This window comes from Agrobacterium leguminum, from assembly GCF_015704895.1.
In the GTDB taxonomy this organism is placed as follows: Bacteria; Pseudomonadota; Alphaproteobacteria; order Rhizobiales; family Rhizobiaceae; genus Agrobacterium; species Agrobacterium leguminum.
The window spans coordinates 44583-62036 of the sequence record NZ_JADQWB010000004.1 but is presented as its reverse complement, the minus strand read 5'-3'; the positions used below and the strand labels follow the sequence as shown (position 1 = coordinate 62036).

Here is a 17454-nt window from a genome sequence, read left to right as displayed (position 1 = left end):
GCCTCCGGAGAGGCCCCTTTACTTTTTCAGCCTGCCCGCCGAATTTGTCGGGCGTCACGATGACCAGCCGCATCCCGGTCGGAAGCCAGCGTGAATTGTCCAAGCCTGCCATCCATTTCACCCGCTTCGGAGGCGAGATTGTGAATGGCGGCCGTCGTTTCTTCCACCATGGCGGCATTCTGCTGGGTCATGGTGTCGAGGCTGGCGACGGTGCTGTTGATTTCCGAGAGCGTGTGCGCTTCCTCGCGGGTGGAGTCCATGATCTCCTCAATGCGCGCGCTGATGGTCTGCACATGCTTGCCGATGCCGGAAAGCGACGTGCCTGCTTTTTCCACCAGCGCCACGCCGGCGGAAACCTCGTCGGTGGAGCGTTTCAGCAGGCTGGTGATCTCCTTTGCAGCCGCCGCCGAACGCTGCGCCAGTTCGCGCACCTCCTGCGCCACGACCGCAAAGCCTTTGCCTGCTTCGCCCGCACGGGCTGCCTCCACGCCGGCATTGAGGGCTAGAAGGTTGGTCTGGAAGGCGATTTCATCGATGACGCCGATGATCTGGTTGATCTGGCGTGATGAGGTCTGGATCGCCTCCATGGCGGCGATGGTTTGCTCCATCACGCGGCTGGATGCTGTGGCTTCCGCGCTGGCGTCGCGAGCGATCCGCGTTGCCTGTTCGGCGCGTTCGATCTGGTCGCGGACGGCCTCGGTGATCGCCTTGATGGCGCTTGCCGTTTCGGTAATGGAAGCTGCCTGTCGCTCGGTGCGTTCGGCGAGTTGGTCGGCCCCCACCCGCATCTCCTCGGAACCGCCACGCACCGCGGCGGAGTTGCCGCCGATGGCCTGCATGGTTTCGCTGAGCCGGGAAAGCGCCGTGTTGAAATTGTGGCGCAGGCTTTCGAGATCGTCGGGGAAGACGGTTTCGATACGATAGGCAAGGTTGCCGTTCGCCAGCCGGTCCAGACCTTCATCCAGAGAATGCACGACCATCTGCAGAGTGCCGGCCTCGGCCTCCCGTTCCGCCAGATGCGCGCGGCGGGCCGTTTCGGCTTCCTCACGCGTGCGCGATGCGGTTTCTTCCATCTCCCGCTGCAGGATGAGCTTTTCGCGGAAACTGCCGAGCGCCCGCGCCATGCGGCCGATCTCGTCCTTTCGGTCCTGATTGCCGATCTCCGCATCGAGACGGCCTGCGGCCACTTCGCCGGTCAATCCTGCAAGCTTTTCCAGCGGTGCGAACAGGCGTCGCGCGAAAAAGGCCGTCGCCGCGCACATGGCCGCCAGAACGCAAAGGCCGATCACGGCAAGCGTGCCGGCAATCGAAACCGAGCCCGCATTCAATTCGCTGCGCAGCATGCTTTCCACCGCGAGATATTTTTCCCCGGCAAAGGAGAAGGGGCGGGCATAGGCGTTGGCCTCGCCATCCGCACGGTCGATCTTGGCAATCGTCATGCCTGTCGTATTCAGCGCCTGCCCATGGAAACCATAGATTGCCGGATCGAGACCGACCAGCCTGTTGCCCTCCACGCCGATAACCTTGCCATCGGCGGAAACGATTGCCGACTGTTCGGAACTGCCGGCCGTCACACCTTTCGTGAGGATCTGGCTGAAGATCTCTTCCTTGACCCGGAAGAGGACGATGCCCTTGAACGCGCCGAATTTGACGACCGGAACGCCGAAATAAATACCGGCCTCTTTCGTGGCGGCGTCGATGCGCAGGCCGGAGAAGCTGGTCTGCGCCACGTCGTTCACGGCCTTTTCGGCATTCGCGGCGCCGCGCGTGAAGGCCGCGCCGAGGCCGCTTTCCGCCCACGCGCTGCCGGTGACGGTTTCCCCGAAAGCCGTTCCCTTCAGGTAAGAGTAATAGACCGTGCCTGCGGGATCGATGAAGAGAACGTCGCTGAACGGCGTTCCCTGCAGATAACCGCCAATATCCGTCTGGGTTTTTTCATGGGTCGAATAATAAAAGCCGCTCGGGCTTTCCGGCTTGATCAGCTTTTCCTTTTCGCCGAAGGGGTTTTCCTTGACGAAGACGCGCTGCAGTTCCGCCTTCGCGTCGCCGGAGTTCTTCTGCACGGTCGCCCAGCCGCTGCGCATGGAAACGACAGCCATTTGCAGGGATTCGATCTTGGCAATGGAATCCGCCTGCGTTTTCAGCTGCTCAAGACGCTCCTGAAGCATGTCGCCGCGAAAGACGAGAATGCTCTCCATGGATTTCGACGCCTGTTCTTCGAGAACGCCGCTGCTGCTCTGATAACCGAGAAGTGTCAGAGCCCCGGTCGAGATCGCCATAAGCGCCAGGAAAATCGCCAGCACTTTGGTGGATATGGAATGAAAACGGTTCAGCATGGCCGATACAGCCCCCAATGCCGGATCAGTTCCCGCGCCAAGCATGTGGCGCCACCGGATGGCTGATATGGCTCAAATATTATGCTGCGGATCATCATGTCCGCAGCTCCCCTTTTTTGATTTTGTGGGGGAACAATGCGGTACGCGGTTTAAGCAGAGGTAAATGCTGCACTGCAAATTTGATGAATGTTGTCGTTTTGTTCACTTATCGCTGGCAGGGTCGCAGCCGGAAAGATAAGGTGCCTCATGCAAAAGACGATTCGAATCATCGGCATTGACCCCGGATTAAGGCGCACCGGCTGGGGGGTGATCGACACCCTCGGCAACAGCCTGCGGTTTGTCGCCTCCGGCACGGTGACGTCGGACGGCGATATGGATCTGGCCTCCCGGCTCTGCCAGCTGCATGACGGGCTGGCGGATATCGTGCACAGCCACCAGCCCGACGAGGCGGCGGTGGAGCAGACTTTCGTGAACAAGGATGCGGTGGCCACGCTGAAACTCGGTCAGGCGCGCGGCATCGCCATGCTGGTTCCGGCGCGGGCAGGGTTGCCGGTCTTCGAATATGCGCCGAACGCGGTGAAGAAGGCCGTGATCGGTGTCGGGCACGGCGAAAAGCAGCAAATTCACATGATGCTGAAAATCCTGATGCCGAAGGCCGAATTCAAGGGTAACGATGCGGCGGACGCGCTCGCCATCGCAATCTGCCACGCCCATAATCGCGGCGGTGACAGGATGCGGCGACTGCTGGCGGCCGGTTGAATATTTAAAGTCTCATTGCAGCGGGCGGCATCATGATCGGAAAACTGAAAGGCAGCATCGAGGAAATCGGCGCGGACTATGTGCTGGTGGATGTGCACGGCGTCTGTTACGTCGCCTATTGTTCGGCGCGCACGCTGTCGAAAATCGGCTCCGTCGGGGAGGCGGTGGTGCTGTTCATCGAAACCTATGTGCGTGAGGATCAGCTGAAGCTCTTCGGTTTTCTCTCGGCGCTGGAGCGGGAATGGTTCAACCTGCTGCAGAGCGTGCAGGGTGTGGGCTCGAAAGTGGCCTTGGCCGTTCTTTCCACGCTGTCACCCTCCGAACTGGCCAATGCCATTGCGCTACAGGACAAAACGATGATCTCACGCGCGCCGGGCGTCGGGCCGAAGGTGGCGGTGCGTCTTGTGACCGAGCTTCGCAACAAGGCGCCGGCCTTCGCAGGAGAGGCTTCCGCCTCGATCGGCCTCAAGCAGGAGCTTGGCGAAGGCGTCGCATCCGCACCGGTGGCGGATGCCGTTTCCGCGCTCACCAATCTCGGCTATTCGCGCGACCAGGCCGCCAACGCGGTTGCCGCCGCGCTGAAGAACGGTGGGGAGGGCGGCGACAGCGCCAAGCTGATCCGGCTCGGGCTGAAAGAGCTTTCGCGTTGATGCGCTTAATGCTAAATTCCTTACAATGGGTGAAAAGTAAGAAAAGGGCAGCAGCATGGGCTTTCAGGTGACAATCACCTCCAAAGGGCAGATGACAGTTCCCAAGAACGTGCGCGAACAATTGAAAATCAAGCCCGGCGACAAATGTTACGCTTGGGTTCGTAACGGGGAGATGATCGTTGTCCCTCGCAATAAATCTCTTGCCGATCTGGCCGGAATTCTCGGTAAACCTCCGAATGGCAAAAAGCTTACCGTCGAGCAGATGAATGACGCGATTGGTGAGGGAGCCGTTGCGCGATACAAGCGTTCTACGGGTAAGACGGAAGACGAATGACCAGCCGTTTCGGAATAGACACGAATATTCTGCTCCGTATCGTGGTAGATGACGATGTCGAACAAAAAGAAACGGTGAAGCGTCTTCTTACACGGCTTGAGGACGGAGAAACCCTGCTTGTAAGTCTTGCTGTGATTTTGGAGACGGCGTGGGTACTAGGCCAGTTCTACGGTTATCCTAAAAGCACCGTTCTGGAGTTTTTCCAGCTTATGCTTGAGCGGCGGGAACTGGAAATTCCGGATTATGAGGCGATTGGCAATGCCATCGACATATGCCGGAATACAAATGCGGATTTTTCCGACGCAATTGTATCGGAAAGCAACAGGGTCAATGGCTGCGTGGCGACATATACGTTTGACAAAAAGGCTGCTCGCAAGCTGCCCGGAATGGAACTTCTGACATGAGTGATGCGGCAAGGCTGATCACCCCCGAAAAGCGCGGTGAGGATATCGACACCACCCTGCGTCCGCAGTCGCTGGACGATTTTACCGGCCAGGCGGAGGCCCGCGCCAATCTCAAGGTATTTATCGAGGCGGCCAAGAACCGTGGCGAGGCGCTGGATCACGTGTTGTTCGTAGGCCCGCCCGGTCTCGGCAAGACCACGCTGGCGCAGATCATGGCCAAGGAACTTGGCGTCAACTTCAAATCGACATCCGGCCCTGTCATCGCCAAGGCGGGCGATCTTGCCGCACTTCTGACCAATCTCGAGGAGCGCGACGTACTCTTCATCGATGAAATCCACCGTCTCAACCCGGCGGTGGAAGAAATTCTCTATCCGGCAATGGAGGATTTCCAGCTCGACCTCATCATCGGCGAAGGACCGGCGGCACGTTCGGTGAAGATCGATCTTTCCAAATTCACCCTTGTCGCCGCGACGACTCGTCTTGGGCTTTTGACGACGCCGCTGCGCGACCGCTTCGGCATTCCCGTCCGGTTGGCTTTCTACACCGTCGACGAACTGGAACTGATCGTCCGGCGCGGCGCGCGGCTGATGGGGCTGAACATGACCGACGAGGGTGCGCGCGAGGTGGCAAGGCGTGCCCGTGGCACGCCGCGTATCGCCGGACGGCTATTGCGCCGCGTGCGCGATTTCGCTGAGGTGGCGCGGGCGGAAGCGGTCACGCGTGAGATCGCCGATGAGGCTTTGACCCGGCTTCTGGTCGACAAAATGGGCCTCGACCAGCTCGACATGCGTTATCTCACCATGATCGCCGTCAATTTCGGCGGAGGCCCGGTTGGCATCGAAACCATCGCCGCCGGCCTTTCGGAGCCGCGCGACGCCATCGAGGATATTATCGAACCCTATATGATCCAGCAGGGCTTCATCCAGCGCACGCCGCGCGGCCGCATTCTGACCGGCACGGCCTGGAAACATCTGGGCATGCAGCCGCCAAAGGATATCGAGGCGGCGCAGTTCCGGCTGACGCTGGAGGAGGATTGAGGGAACAAGCCCGGCGTGCCGGCATTTGATCGTATTTGGCACGGAGATGATCATGTCGGTGTATCGCAAGGGCACGAAGGTCCGGTGGAACTGGGGCAGTGGTACCGGTGAAGGTAAAATCGTCGAGGCTTTCACGGATGATGTCGAACGCACCGTCGCCGGCTCCAGAATAAAGCGGAAAGCGAGCAGGCAGGAGCCTGCCTATCTGATCGAGCAGGACGACGGCGCCAGTGTTCTGAAAAGCAGATCGGAGCTGAAACGCGTCGATTGAACGACGCCGTCCTTCGGCGTCAATGGAGGAGCCTTCATGTCTTACGATCCGCTGCGGGTCTTCCGCAAACTCGCGCGCAATAACCGGCTGGCCAATTTTCGGCTGCATCGGGCCTGTCTTCAGCTTTCGCAGGAGGCGTTTGTGGCTTCCCGTGTGAGTTTCTTTCCGACGCTCAGGGCGACGCTGAACCACATCTATACCGTTGACCTTTTTTATATCGATGCCCTGCAGGGCGGCACGCTCGGCCTTGCGGCCTTTGCTGAAGAGGAGCCTTTCGCCACCATGGCGGATTTGCATGTTGCTCAGACGGAGTTGGACGAGGTGCTGATCGCATTTGTCGACAGTCTCGATGAAGACGGCCTTGCGGCTAACGTCAATATCCATCGCGGCGCGCGTATCCAGCAGGATCGCTGTGACGATATCCTGTCCCATCTCTTCCAGCACCAGACGCATCATCGCGGGCAGGCGCATGCGATGTTGTCCGGCACTGCGCTCAAGCCGCCGCAACTGGATGAATTCATTGTGGGAGATGACGCAAAGGCGAGAAAAGATGAGATGGATGCGCTAGGGTGGACGGAAACCGATTTGATGTTTCCAGCCCGCAGGTCAGCGCCATGACACACGATACCAAGCAGGACACCCGCATCCGCATGAAGTTCAAGCCGAAGCGCATTTTTCAGATGCGGGTCGCGGGACTGGCGTTTCGCGATGGCCACGTGCTGGTGCACCGGGCGTCGCATGAAAAATTCTGGACCTTTCCGGGTGGCCGCGCCGAAATGGGCGAACGCTCTGAAGAAACGCTGGCACGCGAAATGGTGGAAGAGCTTGGCGTCGAGGCCAAGATCGGGCGGCTTCTCTGGGCGGTCGAAAATTTCTTTCACTACGAAGGCAAGGACTGGCACGAACTCGGATTTTATTACCTGATGGACCTGCCGGAGACACTGGCGTTTCATCCGACCGATATCATTCACCGCGTTCAGGATGGCGACAACGAGCTGGAGTTCCGCTGGGTCGCCGCAACCCGTCAGGCATTGACGGAGCTTGATATTCCGCCCTATTTCATTGCCGACGAAATAGAGCATCTGCCGAAGGCCACGAGACATCTCGTCTGGCATGACGGCGATCTGGACGATAAATGACCTCTGCCCCCGAACGCCACATGATCCGGCTGGACCGGAAACCGCAGCTTTTCAGCATGCGCGTGGCGGCGCTGATCTTTCAGAACCGCCATGTTCTCGTCCAGCGCGGCACGAAGGACAGTTACTGGGCCTTGCCCGGCGGGCGTGCCGAAATCGGCGAAAGCTCGCAGGAAACCATCATCCGCGAGATCGGCGAGGAGCTTGACCGGGATTGCTCGGTCGAGCGTCTTCTCTGGTCGGCCGAAAATTTTTTCGCCTATGACGATTTTGCGGCGCATGAACTCGGATTTTATTATCTCGTTTCGCTTCGCCAGCCCCTGCCGTTCCATGAAAGCGATATCGTGCATCGGGTGCTGGATGGCGTCGAAGTGGAGTTCCGCTGGCTGCCCGCGCAGTCTTCCGCGCTTCTGAAGAGCGATCTGAGGCCCCGTTTCATCGCGGAGCGTATCGAGGCGCTGCCGCAACGGCATGAGCATCTTATCGTCCGCGAAGGACGTCCCGATGCAGTTGAAATTCCCAAGGAGATAATATGAGCGAGCTTGTGGTTTCGCTTTCGGGTGAGCTTATCGAACATGGCCACCGCCTGACGCAACGTGTCTATTACGAGGATACGGATTTCTCTGGCCTCGTTTATCACGCCCGTTATCTGCATTTTCTCGAGCGCGGCCGCACCGACTACCTGCGCTGCCTCGGCTGCGAACAAAGCGCGCTTCTGACTGCCGATGAGGAAGGTCTTGTCTTCGTCGTTCACCGCATGGAGATCGATTTCAAGACGCCGGCGCGGATGGATGACGTGTTGACGATCACGACCATCACCGAGAAGGCCGGCGGCGCCAAAATGGTGCTCAATCAGGAAATCCGGCGTGGTGAAACCCTGCTGGTCGCCGCCAAGGTCATCATCGCCGTCATCAACGCCAATGGTCGCCCGAGGCGTCTTCCGGAGACGGTGGCGGAAAAATTCCTGAAGTAATTGACGGCCCGGTCCAGTAAATCCATCCGGCGTGGCACTGCTGTAACACTCCTTTAACCATAATGGTGTCTTACTTTAGCAACTGGCATTTGTGCGGCGCACGCCTTCCTTTCACCAAATTTATTGGCAAGTAAGGCTTACTGGCAAGTATCGGGGTATGGCTAAGGGGTTGGCGGCTGTTGCCGCAGGACTTCGAGCGTTAACACGCGTTTGAATCGCCCGGTCCCGTACCGGGCGTTTGGATTCGGGGATTGGATATTTATGGAACAGGCAGGTTTGGCAGCGGCGACGCACGATGTAAGTCTCTGGGCACTGTTTATGCAGGCGGGCCTCATCGTGAAGCTCGTGATGATCGGACTTATCGCCGCCTCGGTCTGGACGTGGGCGATCGTCTTTGACAAATATGTGAGCTTCGGCAAGGCAAGACGCCAGTTCGACCAGTTCGAACAGGTCTTCTGGTCGGGCCAGTCGCTCGAAGAGCTTTATCGCACGCTGGCGGAACGCCAGAATGGCGGTCTTGCGGCGATTTTCGTTTCCGCCATGCGCGAATGGAAGAAATCCTTCGAGCGCGGCGCACGCTCGCCCATCGGTCTGCAGATGCGCATCGACCGGGCGATGGACGTGACCATGGCGCGTGAAAGTGAACAATACGAGGCGCGCCTCGGTTCGCTCGCCACCATCGGTTCGGCCGGTCCCTTCATCGGTCTCTTCGGTACGGTTGTGGGTATCATGACCTCGTTCCAGGCGATTGCCGGTTCGAAGTCCACCAACCTTGCTGTCGTGGCGCCGGGCATCGCCGAAGCGCTTCTGGCGACGGCCATCGGCCTTGTCGCGGCTATTCCCGCGGTTATCGCCTACAACAAGTTCACGGCCGACGCGCACAAGCTTTCCGCCCGCATGGAAGGTTTCGCCGACGAGTTCTCCGCGATCCTGTCGCGCCAGATCGATGAAAAACTTCAGACGCGGCAGGCCGCCCAGTAAGCGGCCGCATGCTGTGCAGTAATTTGCCGCAAGGCAAAATGGAGTAAATGATATGGGTATGTCAGCAGGTGGCAGCGGCGGTGGTTCCGGTGGACGCCGGGGGCGCGGCGGACGACGCAGGGGCGGCGCGATCAGCGAGATCAACGTGACGCCGCTGGTCGACGTCATGCTCGTGCTGCTCATCATCTTCATGGTGGCGGCGCCGATGATGACGGTCGGCGTGCCGATCGATCTGCCGCAGACATCCGCCAATGCGCTGAACTCGGACACGCAGCCGATCACCATTTCCGTCAATGCCAATGGCCAGATCCATCTGCAGGAAACGGAAATCCAGGCGGCCGAAGTGGCCGACAAGCTGCAGGCAATCGCCACGACAGGTTATAACGAACGCATCTTCGTGCGCGCGGATTCCGTTGCCGCTTACGGCGTTGTTGCCGATGTGATGGCGCGTATCCAGGCGGCGGGCTTCAAGAATATCGGCCTTGTGACCCAGCAGAAACAGGACAATTGACGTAAAACGATGAAGGGCAGCCTTACCACATCCGCGATCGTGCATGCGTCGCTTCTGGCTTTCGCCCTCGTTTCCCTGGGCTCGCCGGAGCCGCTTGACGTGTCGCAGGCCGAGGCTCTGCCGGTGGAACTGGTGCCCATCGAGGAGCTGAGCCAGATCCAGCAGGGCGACAAGAACGCGCCGAAAGCGGAAAAGTCGGCCCCCGTTCCGACCACGCGGCCGGATATTGTCGAGAACGCCCAGAATGTCGGCAACAACACGGTCGATCTTGACGCGCCGCCGACGCCGACCACCAAGCCCAACGACAATATCAGCGCCGCCGCTCCGCCAAAGCAGGAAAAGCCGCAACCCGTCGTCGACACCAAGGCGAACGAGGTGAAGGAAATCGTCAAGGAAGAAACCTCGGCTCCGAAGCCGCAGGAAATGGCCGCCTTGCCGCAGACCAAGCCCGAGATCGCGCCGCAGCCGAAGACGGAGCCGCCGCCGCAGGAAACCAAGGCCGAAGAGCCGCCGCCCGCGCAGCAGGAACCGGCCGAAATCCCCGTGCCGCAGAACGTGCCGCGTCCGAATTCCCGGCCCGAGCCGCCGAAGCCGGAAGAGCCGAAGCAGGCCGAAACCAAGCCTGCCGAGCAGAAGCCCGCGGAAAAACCGGCCGAGACCAAGCCCGATCAGGCGAAGTCCACCGACAAGCCTTCCGACAAGAAGCCCGGCGAGAAGAAGCAGGAGACTGCGAAATCGGCTTCCTCGAAGGAAAGCGATTTTAACGCTGACGATATCGCCGCGCTTTTGAACAAACAGGCCCCATCGGGCGGCGGCGCCAAGCGCTCCACCCAGCAGGCCTCGCTTGGCGGCAAGAAGACGACGGGCGGTTCGACGCTCAGCCAGACGGAAATGGATGCGCTGCGTGGCGCGATCCAGAAGAACTGGCAGATCATTCCCGGCATGGCGGATGCATCGGACGTTCGCGTCCGGGTCACCATGAAGCTCGACCGTGATGGAACCATCATCGGTCGGCCCGAGATCGAGGCGACCGGCGGTTCCGAAGGGACGCGCCGTGCTCTTTCCGGCGGAGCCTATCGCGCCATCATGCGTTCTGCTCCGTTCACCAACCTTCCTGCCGACAAATATGACGCATGGAACGAAGTTGTCGTGAACTTCGATCCCAGTGAATTGCTATGAATGCTGAAAGGCCTGGCAACATGAAGATATTTTCGCCGATCCGGCTGGTGCTCGCTGTCGCGGCCCTCATGTCGGTTTTCTCCGCACCGGCTTTTGCGCGGGTGGAAATCAACATCAACAAGGGCAATGTCGAGCCGCTGCCCATCGCCATCACCGATTTCATGTCGAGCGACGGCATCGGCGCGCAGGTTTCCGCGGTCATTGCCGCCGACCTTCAGCGTTCCGGCCTTTTCGCGCCGGTCAACAAGAACGCCTTCATCGAAAAGATCAGCAATCCGGATCAGCAGCCGCGTTTCGAGGACTGGAAGGTCATCAACGCACAGGCGCTCGTGACCGGCCGTGTCACGCGTGAAAGCGATGGCCGCCTGCGCGCCGAATTCCGCCTGTGGGATACGTTCGCCAACCAGCAGATGACTGGCCAACAGTTCTTTACCCAGCCGGAAAACTGGCGTCGCGTCGCCCACATCATCGCCGACGCCATCTATGAGCGCATCACCGGTGAAAAGGGCTACTTCGACACCCGCGTCGTTTTCGTCTCTGAAAGCGGCCCGAAGACGGCCCGCAAGCGCCAGCTCTCGATCATGGACCAGGATGGCTTCAACGTCCGTAACCTCACCAACTCGAACGACATCGTCCTGACGCCGCGTTTCTCGCCGAACCGTCAGGAAGTGACCTACATGTCCTTCGAAGGCCAGCAGCCGCGCGTTTATCTGCTGCAGCTGGAAACCGGGCAGCGCGAAGTTGTCGGCAATTTCCCCGGCATGACTTTCTCGCCGCGCTTCTCTCCGGATGGCCAAAAGGTCATCATGAGCCTGCAGCAGGATGGCAACGCCAATATCTACACCATGGACCTGCGCTCTCGCACCACGACGCGGCTGACGAACACGTCGGCGATCGATACGGCGCCGTCCTATTCGCCCGACGGTCAGCGCGTCGCCTTCGAAAGCGACCGCGGCGGCCGCCAGCAGATCTACGTCATGAATGCCGATGGTTCCGGCCAGCAGCGCGTTTCCTTCGGCGATGGTTCCTATTCCACGCCGGTCTGGTCACCGCGCGGCGATCTGATCGCCTTCACCAAGCAGTCGGGCGGCAAGTTCTCGATCGGCGTGATGAAGACCGACGGTTCGGGCGAGCGCATCCTGACCAGCGGTTTCCACAATGAAGGCCCGACCTGGGCGCCGAACGGCCGCGTGCTGATGTTCTTCCGCCAGAACGCTGGTGCGGGCGGTCCGCAGCTCTATTCGATCGACCTGACGGGCTACAACGAGCAGCTCATCAAGACGCCGACTTTCGCTTCGGACCCGGCATGGTCGCCGCTTCTGGACTGATATGACTGCCATGATGGCGCCGGCATGAACCGGCGCCGTCATGTTTTACTTGATACCATGGGGAAGTGCGCCTCTTTCTTGCCGCAAAGTGTTGTGAGGGAGCAAAAAAATGGGACATTTCCTTTCTGTTAACCATAAGCGTTTGCCGGCTATTAACCGCGATCAGTTAGTGTCCGGCAACGTTATTGAAATCCTAAGGAGAGACCGGCGATGAGCCGTACACACATTTCGGCACTCAGCCCCATGCAGAAACTGGCCCGTAACCCGGCTGTCATCGCCATGACGCTCGCGCTCGCTCTCGCAGGCTGCGCGAACAAGAAGAACATGCCGAACAGCGCCGGTGAACTTGGCCTTGGTGGCGCGGGCTCCGCAACGCCGGGCTCCCAGCAGGACTTCACGGTCAATGTCGGCGACCGCATCTTCTTCGACACCGACTCGACCTCTATCCGCGCTGACGCCCAGCAGACCCTGCAGCGCCAGGCTCAGTGGCTCGCCCGTTATCCGAACTACGCCATCACCGTTGAAGGCCATGCCGACGAACGCGGCACGCGTGAATACAACCTGGCGCTCGGCGCCCGTCGTGCGGCCGCAACCCGCGACTTCCTGGCTTCCCAGGGCGTTCCGGCTAACCGCATGAAGACGATCTCCTACGGCAAGGAAAAGCCGGTCGCCGTTTGCGACGACATCTCCTGCTGGTCGCAGAACCGCCGCGCCGTGACGGTTCTCGGTGGCGCGGGCATGTGATTGCCTGACGTTATTGTGATCTTGAATGAAAGGCGGTCTTTGGGCCGCCTTTTGTTTTTTTCATAGTTTGGCCGAAGTTAAGTTGCTTTTTCGGTTGATATGGAAAAAATCCGGCTTGCGCCATTCCGGTGCAAATCAGTTAAGGCAGGACGAATGAGATGAAGAAACTTGTCGTGGCGGGAATGCTGGGGCTTGCAGCCTGCACCGGCTTGAGCGGCATCGCCGTTTCGGGTCCGCTGTTCGGTGCGGGGGGTAGCTTCGGCACGATCAACTCTCAGCAGCAGCCCCCGGTCGTCCGGGTTCAGGCCAATGAAGCCTATCGGGTTCAGCAGCTTGAAGAACAGATCCGGCAGCTCAACGGCCGTATCGAGGAAATGAGCTTCCAGCTTCTGCAGATGCAGGAAACGATCCGCAAGGCGCAGGAAGACAATGAGTTCCGCTTCCAGGAACTGGAGAGCGGCAATGCCGGCGGCAAGGGTGCAAGCCCGACCGCTGCGCCGAAAAAGAAGGCGGAAGCCAGTCCGGTCAATCCGGCCTCACCGCCGACCGACGACGTTGCAACGATCATCGAAACGCCACCCGAGGGTGGCGCTTCCGTTTCTCCGTCTGCTCCCTCCACCGCCCCGACAGGCGCACCGGGAGAGACGACGCTCGGCTCCATCGAGCTTGATTCCAAGGGGATGCCGGTTGGCGGCACGTTGAATCAGGGCGCTAACAATTCCTCCGCCAGCCTTCCGGGCGTCAGCACGGGCAATAGCCAGCGCAAGACGGATCCGGTGAATACGGCGGCGCTTACCAGCGAAGGCGATATCTATCAGGCCGCTTACGGCCATGTTCTTTCCGGTGACTACAAGCTGGCGGAACAGGGGTTCCAGCAATATCTGCAGGGTTATCCCAAGGGCACGAAGGCCGCGGATGCGAGCTTCTGGCTGGGCGAGGCGCAATATTCCCAGGGCAAGTTCAACGAGGCCGCAAAGACCTTCCTGAACGGCCATCAGGCCTATGGCAAATCTCCGAAGGCGCCGGAAATGCTGATGAAGCTCGGCATGTCGCTTGCCGCTCTCGACAATACCGAAACCGCCTGCGCCACGCTGCGCGAGGTGCCGAAGCGTTATCCCAATGCTTCCAAGACCGTGCTGAGCAAGGTTGCCAGCGAACAGAAACGGCTTAGCTGCTGATTTTTCCCTGCGATCGCGGGTATTTCCATGCCGGTTGATGCCCGCATTCTGAACGAAAAGACTGTTGCGCCGCTCGCGGCGGCAAGGTCTTTTGTCAAAAATCTCCACACACCCGCCCATATCCTCGTCGCAATCTCCGGAGGCAGTGATTCCACCGGTCTGTTGCTGGCCCTGTATGAGGCAATGGCGGAGATGGATCGGGATGGCTTGCGCCTTTCCGCCGTCACCATAGACCATGCGCTGAGAGCGGAATCCGCCGATGAGGCGGGCAAGGTGGCGATGCTCTGCGCCGAACTCGGCATCCCCCACGTCACCCGCCGATGGGACGGTGCCAAACCGGCCTCCGGCCTTTCCGAAGCCTCCCGGCTTGCCCGCTACCGCCTGATTGCCGAGGTCGCCCGCGAGACCGGCGCTGATCTTGTCGTGACGGGGCATACAATCGGCGACCAGCGTGAAACCGTGGCGATGCGCGCCGCCCGCAGCGGCGGCTCTGACAATCTCGGTCTCTCCGGCATGGCGGATGCGGTCTTATACGATGGCCGCCACTGGATCATGCGGCCGTTCTTGATGTGTGAGAGACAGGCGATCCGTGATTATGTGTCCTCCCACTCGCGCGGCTGGTTCGACGATCCGAGCAATGAAAATACCCGATATGAGAGGGTGCGAGTACGGCAGGCGCTTCCCGTCTCTCCTGTCCGGATCGATGCGGAAACCTCTCTCAAAAGACAGGCGCTTTCCGAAACAACGGCCGCTTTCCTGCGCGGTCACACACAGGTTTTAAACGCTGCGCTCGTCAGATTGGCCGGCGATGGCGTCAATCCCGATCTTCCCGAGTTCCGGCATGGGCTGGCGGCGCTGATCGCCACCCTTGGCGGAAGGGCATATTTTCCGGCTGCAAGCAGCATGGAACGTGTTCTGCGGTTTCTCAAAACGGCTGAACACGGGCGACTGACGGTCGGTCGCGTCCTGCTCGATCGCCGGCGGGACGGGCTCTATATGTTCCGCGAGCAGCGAAACCTGCCGGAGCTTAACATTGGCGCAAATGACCAGGGGCTATGGGACGATCGTTTCCTCGTGAAGAACGGATCGGCTTTTCCAGTCCACGTCGAAGCGCGCAGGGCCAGCGATGCCGCGGAAGCGGCCGCGCTTTTTCCGTCAGTACCGGCCGGGGTGGCGAAACAGGCAATGGCGGGGCTGCCGCAAATTGCCGCAGCGGCCGATGAGCCGGGTTCGCGGACGGCGGCCGTCATCGTCACGCCGAGGCTCGCACCTTTCGATCTTTTCCTGTCGCGTTTCGACCTTGAGTTGGCGAATGCAATCGCCAATTTATTCGGGCGGACGGCATATCCACAGCCCCCGGTTTAAATCCGGCCTCTTTTTCGTGAATTGCCTTGGAATAGTTTTTACACCAAAACGCATCAGATAATGCGCTTTGCCTTGGCAACGGCAGATGTCGTCCTTATGTTAGGGGCACGTAAGAGCGGGCAGCAGATATGCCTGTGTGAGTTCGGGGAGTTCGATGAACCCAAATTTCAGAAATTTCGCCTTGTGGGCCGTGATTGCCCTCTTGCTGATCGCATTGTTCAGCATGTTCCAGACGTCGCCGACGCAAACGGGTTCGCGGGAAATTCCGTATTCCCAGTTTCTTCGCGATGTGGATTCCGGGCGAGTTCGCGACGTGACCGTCACCGGTAATCGGGTTCTCGGAACCTATACCGAAAACGGCACGGCCTTTCAGACCTATTCCCCCGTCATCGACGACAGCCTGATGGAGCGCTTGCAGAGCAAGAACGTGACCATCGTGGCGCGTCCCGAAAGCGACGGTTCCTCCGGTTTCCTGAGCTATCTCGGGACTCTTCTGCCGATGTTCCTCATTCTCGGCGTCTGGCTGTTCTTCATGCGGCAGATGCAGGGCGGCTCGCGTGGTGCGATGGGCTTTGGCAAGTCCAAGGCCAAGCTTTTGACGGAAGCCCATGGCCGCGTGACGTTCGATGACGTTGCAGGCGTGGACGAAGCCAAACAGGACCTCGAGGAAATTGTGGAATTCTTGCGCGATCCGCAGAAGTTCCAGCGCCTTGGCGGTAAAATTCCGCGCGGCGTGCTGCTCGTCGGCCCGCCCGGTACGGGTAAGACGCTTCTGGCGCGTTCCGTCGCCGGCGAAGCCAATGTGCCGTTCTTCACCATTTCCGGTTCGGATTTCGTGGAAATGTTCGTCGGCGTCGGCGCAAGCCGTGTGCGTGATATGTTCGAGCAGGCCAAGAAGAACGCGCCCTGCATCATCTTCATCGATGAAATCGACGCCGTCGGTCGCCATCGTGGCGCCGGTCTTGGCGGCGGTAACGACGAGCGCGAGCAGACGCTGAACCAGCTGCTGGTCGAGATGGACGGTTTCGAGGCGAATGAAGGCATTATCCTCATCGCCGCCACCAACCGCCCCGACGTTCTTGACCCCGCACTTCTGCGTCCCGGCCGTTTCGACCGGCAGGTCGTTGTGCCGAACCCGGATATTGTCGGCCGCGAGCGCATCCTCAAGGTGCATATCCGCAACGTGCCGCTGGCGCCGAATGTCGACCTCAAGGTTCTGGCCCGAGGCACACCCGGTTTTTCGGGTGCGGACCTGATGAACCTCGTCAACGAAGCCGCCCTCATGGCCGCCCGCCGCAACAAGCGCGTCGTCACCATGCAGGAATTCGAAGACGCCAAGGACAAGATCATGATGGGTGCGGAACGCCGCTCCTCCGCCATGACCGAGGCCGAAAAGAAGCTGACCGCCTATCACGAAGCCGGACACGCCATCACCGCGCTGAAGGTCGCCGTGGCCGATCCGTTGCATAAGGCGACGATCATTCCGCGCGGCCGCGCGCTCGGCATGGTCATGCAGCTGCCGGAAGGCGACCGCTACTCCATGAGCTACAAGTGGATGGTATCGCGCCTCGTGATCATGATGGGTGGCCGCGTTGCCGAGGAGCTGACCTTCGGCAAGGAAAACATCACCTCCGGCGCGTCTTCGGATATCGAGCAGGCCACCAAGCTTGCCCGCGCCATGGTCACGCAATGGGGCTTCTCCGATGCTCTCGGCCAGGTCTCCTATGGTGAAAACCAGCAGGAAGTCTTCCTCGGCCATTCCGTCTCGCAGTCGAAGAACGTCTCCGAGGCGACGGCCCAGACCATCGACACGGAAGTTCGCCGCCTGATCGACGAGGCTTATGGTGAGGCCCGCCGCATCCTGACGGAAAACCACGATGGTTTCGTTGCGATTGCCGAGGGTCTGCTTGAATACGAAACCCTGACGGGCGACGAGATCAAGGCGCTTCTGAAGGGCGAGAAGCCCGCCCGCGATCTGGGTGACGATTCTCCGGGCAGCCGTGGTTCGGCAGTGCCGAAGGCAGGCACCAAGAAGGACGGCCCAAGCGAAGCAAAGGGCGACGGTGAGGCCGAAGGCGGCATGGAGCCGCAGCCGCACTGACCGCCTGCACAAGCCAAAAATTGTAAAAGGCCATCCGGGTTTCCGGGTGGCCTTTTCATTTTGGTAACAAGATATAAGCCATTTTTGCGCTAATTTACGTGCTGTTTATCGTGGTTTGTGGCATCTAGCCAAAAACGCTTCCGGCTGTTTTCAGCTTTTGCCGGAAT

The 17454-nt window shown here is 59.9% G+C and carries 19 protein-coding genes; 18 read left to right on the top strand and 1 reads right to left on the bottom strand.

Annotated elements, in window-relative coordinates:
• Window positions 1–26: 26 nt before the first annotated feature.
• Window positions 27–2336, bottom strand: a complete 2310-nt coding sequence (locus tag I3J13_RS07755; RefSeq protein ID WP_196378460.1) for a methyl-accepting chemotaxis protein — start codon at window positions 2334–2336, stop codon at window positions 27–29.
• Between the two features lie 246 nt (window positions 2337–2582).
• Here I3J13_RS07755 and ruvC point away from each other — a divergent pair, with 246 nt between their 5' ends.
• The 18 genes from ruvC (at window position 2583) to ftsH (ending at window position 17287) form a co-directional block, all read left to right on the top strand.
• Complete coding sequence (gene ruvC, locus I3J13_RS07750) at window positions 2583–3095, top strand: crossover junction endodeoxyribonuclease RuvC (protein ID WP_003523217.1); 513 nt, start codon at window positions 2583–2585, stop codon at window positions 3093–3095.
• A gap of 32 nt (window positions 3096–3127) precedes the next feature.
• A complete protein-coding gene (gene ruvA, locus I3J13_RS07745) occupies window positions 3128–3745 on the top strand; it encodes a Holliday junction branch migration protein RuvA (RefSeq protein ID WP_003523218.1) in 618 nt (205 codons plus the stop codon).
• A gap of 55 nt (window positions 3746–3800) precedes the next feature.
• Window positions 3801–4079 carry an AbrB/MazE/SpoVT family DNA-binding domain-containing protein gene (locus I3J13_RS07740; protein WP_003523219.1) on the top strand — a complete coding sequence of 93 codons (279 nt, stop codon included), beginning with the start codon at window positions 3801–3803 and terminating at the stop codon, window positions 4077–4079.
• Window positions 4076–4483, top strand: a complete 408-nt coding sequence (locus I3J13_RS07735; RefSeq protein WP_142780736.1) for a PIN domain-containing protein — start codon at window positions 4076–4078, stop codon at window positions 4481–4483. Before I3J13_RS07740 ends, I3J13_RS07735 begins: the two co-directional genes overlap by 4 nt.
• Window positions 4480–5520, top strand: coding sequence for a Holliday junction branch migration DNA helicase RuvB (gene ruvB, locus I3J13_RS07730; protein WP_003523226.1), 1041 nt, complete (start codon window positions 4480–4482; stop codon window positions 5518–5520). The genes I3J13_RS07735 and ruvB overlap by 4 nt, the downstream gene beginning before the upstream one ends.
• Window positions 5521–5572: 52 nt before the next feature.
• Window positions 5573–5791: a hypervirulence associated TUDOR domain-containing protein gene (locus tag I3J13_RS07725; RefSeq protein WP_196378459.1), complete on the top strand. Its 219-nt coding sequence runs from the start codon at window positions 5573–5575 to the stop codon at window positions 5789–5791.
• Between the two features lie 36 nt (window positions 5792–5827).
• Entirely contained in the window at window positions 5828–6409 is a 582-nt protein-coding gene (locus I3J13_RS07720) for a DinB family protein (protein WP_196378458.1), read from the top strand.
• Window positions 6406–6930, top strand: coding sequence for an NUDIX hydrolase (locus tag I3J13_RS07715; RefSeq protein WP_080819505.1), 525 nt, complete (start codon window positions 6406–6408; stop codon window positions 6928–6930). Before I3J13_RS07720 ends, I3J13_RS07715 begins: the two co-directional genes overlap by 4 nt.
• Window positions 6927–7463, top strand: a complete 537-nt coding sequence (locus tag I3J13_RS07710) for an NUDIX hydrolase (RefSeq protein WP_196378457.1) — start codon at window positions 6927–6929, stop codon at window positions 7461–7463. The genes I3J13_RS07715 and I3J13_RS07710 overlap by 4 nt, the downstream gene beginning before the upstream one ends.
• Complete coding sequence (ybgC, locus tag I3J13_RS07705) at window positions 7460–7900, top strand: tol-pal system-associated acyl-CoA thioesterase (RefSeq protein ID WP_142780730.1); 441 nt, start codon at window positions 7460–7462, stop codon at window positions 7898–7900. The genes I3J13_RS07710 and ybgC overlap by 4 nt, the downstream gene beginning before the upstream one ends.
• A gap of 261 nt (window positions 7901–8161) precedes the next feature.
• Entirely contained in the window at window positions 8162–8881 is a 720-nt protein-coding gene (gene tolQ, locus I3J13_RS07700; RefSeq protein WP_003523238.1) for a protein TolQ, read from the top strand.
• A 52-nt stretch (window positions 8882–8933) separates the two neighbouring features.
• On the top strand, window positions 8934–9392 hold the full coding sequence (tolR, locus tag I3J13_RS07695) for a protein TolR (RefSeq protein ID WP_003523240.1): 459 nt from the start codon (window positions 8934–8936) through the stop codon (window positions 9390–9392).
• A 9-nt stretch (window positions 9393–9401) separates the two neighbouring features.
• Complete coding sequence (locus tag I3J13_RS07690; protein ID WP_003523241.1) at window positions 9402–10571, top strand: cell envelope integrity protein TolA; 1170 nt, start codon at window positions 9402–9404, stop codon at window positions 10569–10571.
• Window positions 10572–10591: 20 nt separating this feature from the next.
• Window positions 10592–11899, top strand: a complete 1308-nt coding sequence (gene tolB / locus I3J13_RS07685; RefSeq protein ID WP_003523242.1) for a Tol-Pal system beta propeller repeat protein TolB — start codon at window positions 10592–10594, stop codon at window positions 11897–11899.
• A gap of 210 nt (window positions 11900–12109) precedes the next feature.
• Window positions 12110–12643 (top strand): peptidoglycan-associated lipoprotein Pal, encoded by a 534-nt coding sequence (gene pal / locus I3J13_RS07680; RefSeq protein ID WP_003506243.1) that lies wholly within the window; start codon window positions 12110–12112, stop codon window positions 12641–12643.
• Between the two features lie 158 nt (window positions 12644–12801).
• Window positions 12802–13821, top strand: a complete 1020-nt coding sequence (ybgF, locus tag I3J13_RS07675) for a tol-pal system protein YbgF (RefSeq protein WP_196378456.1) — start codon at window positions 12802–12804, stop codon at window positions 13819–13821.
• A 27-nt stretch (window positions 13822–13848) separates the two neighbouring features.
• Window positions 13849–15186, top strand: coding sequence for a tRNA lysidine(34) synthetase TilS (gene tilS, locus I3J13_RS07670; protein ID WP_196378455.1), 1338 nt, complete (start codon window positions 13849–13851; stop codon window positions 15184–15186).
• A gap of 154 nt (window positions 15187–15340) precedes the next feature.
• A complete protein-coding gene (gene ftsH / locus I3J13_RS07665) occupies window positions 15341–17287 on the top strand; it encodes an ATP-dependent zinc metalloprotease FtsH (protein WP_003523247.1) in 1947 nt (648 codons plus the stop codon).
• Window positions 17288–17454 lie beyond the last annotated feature (167 nt).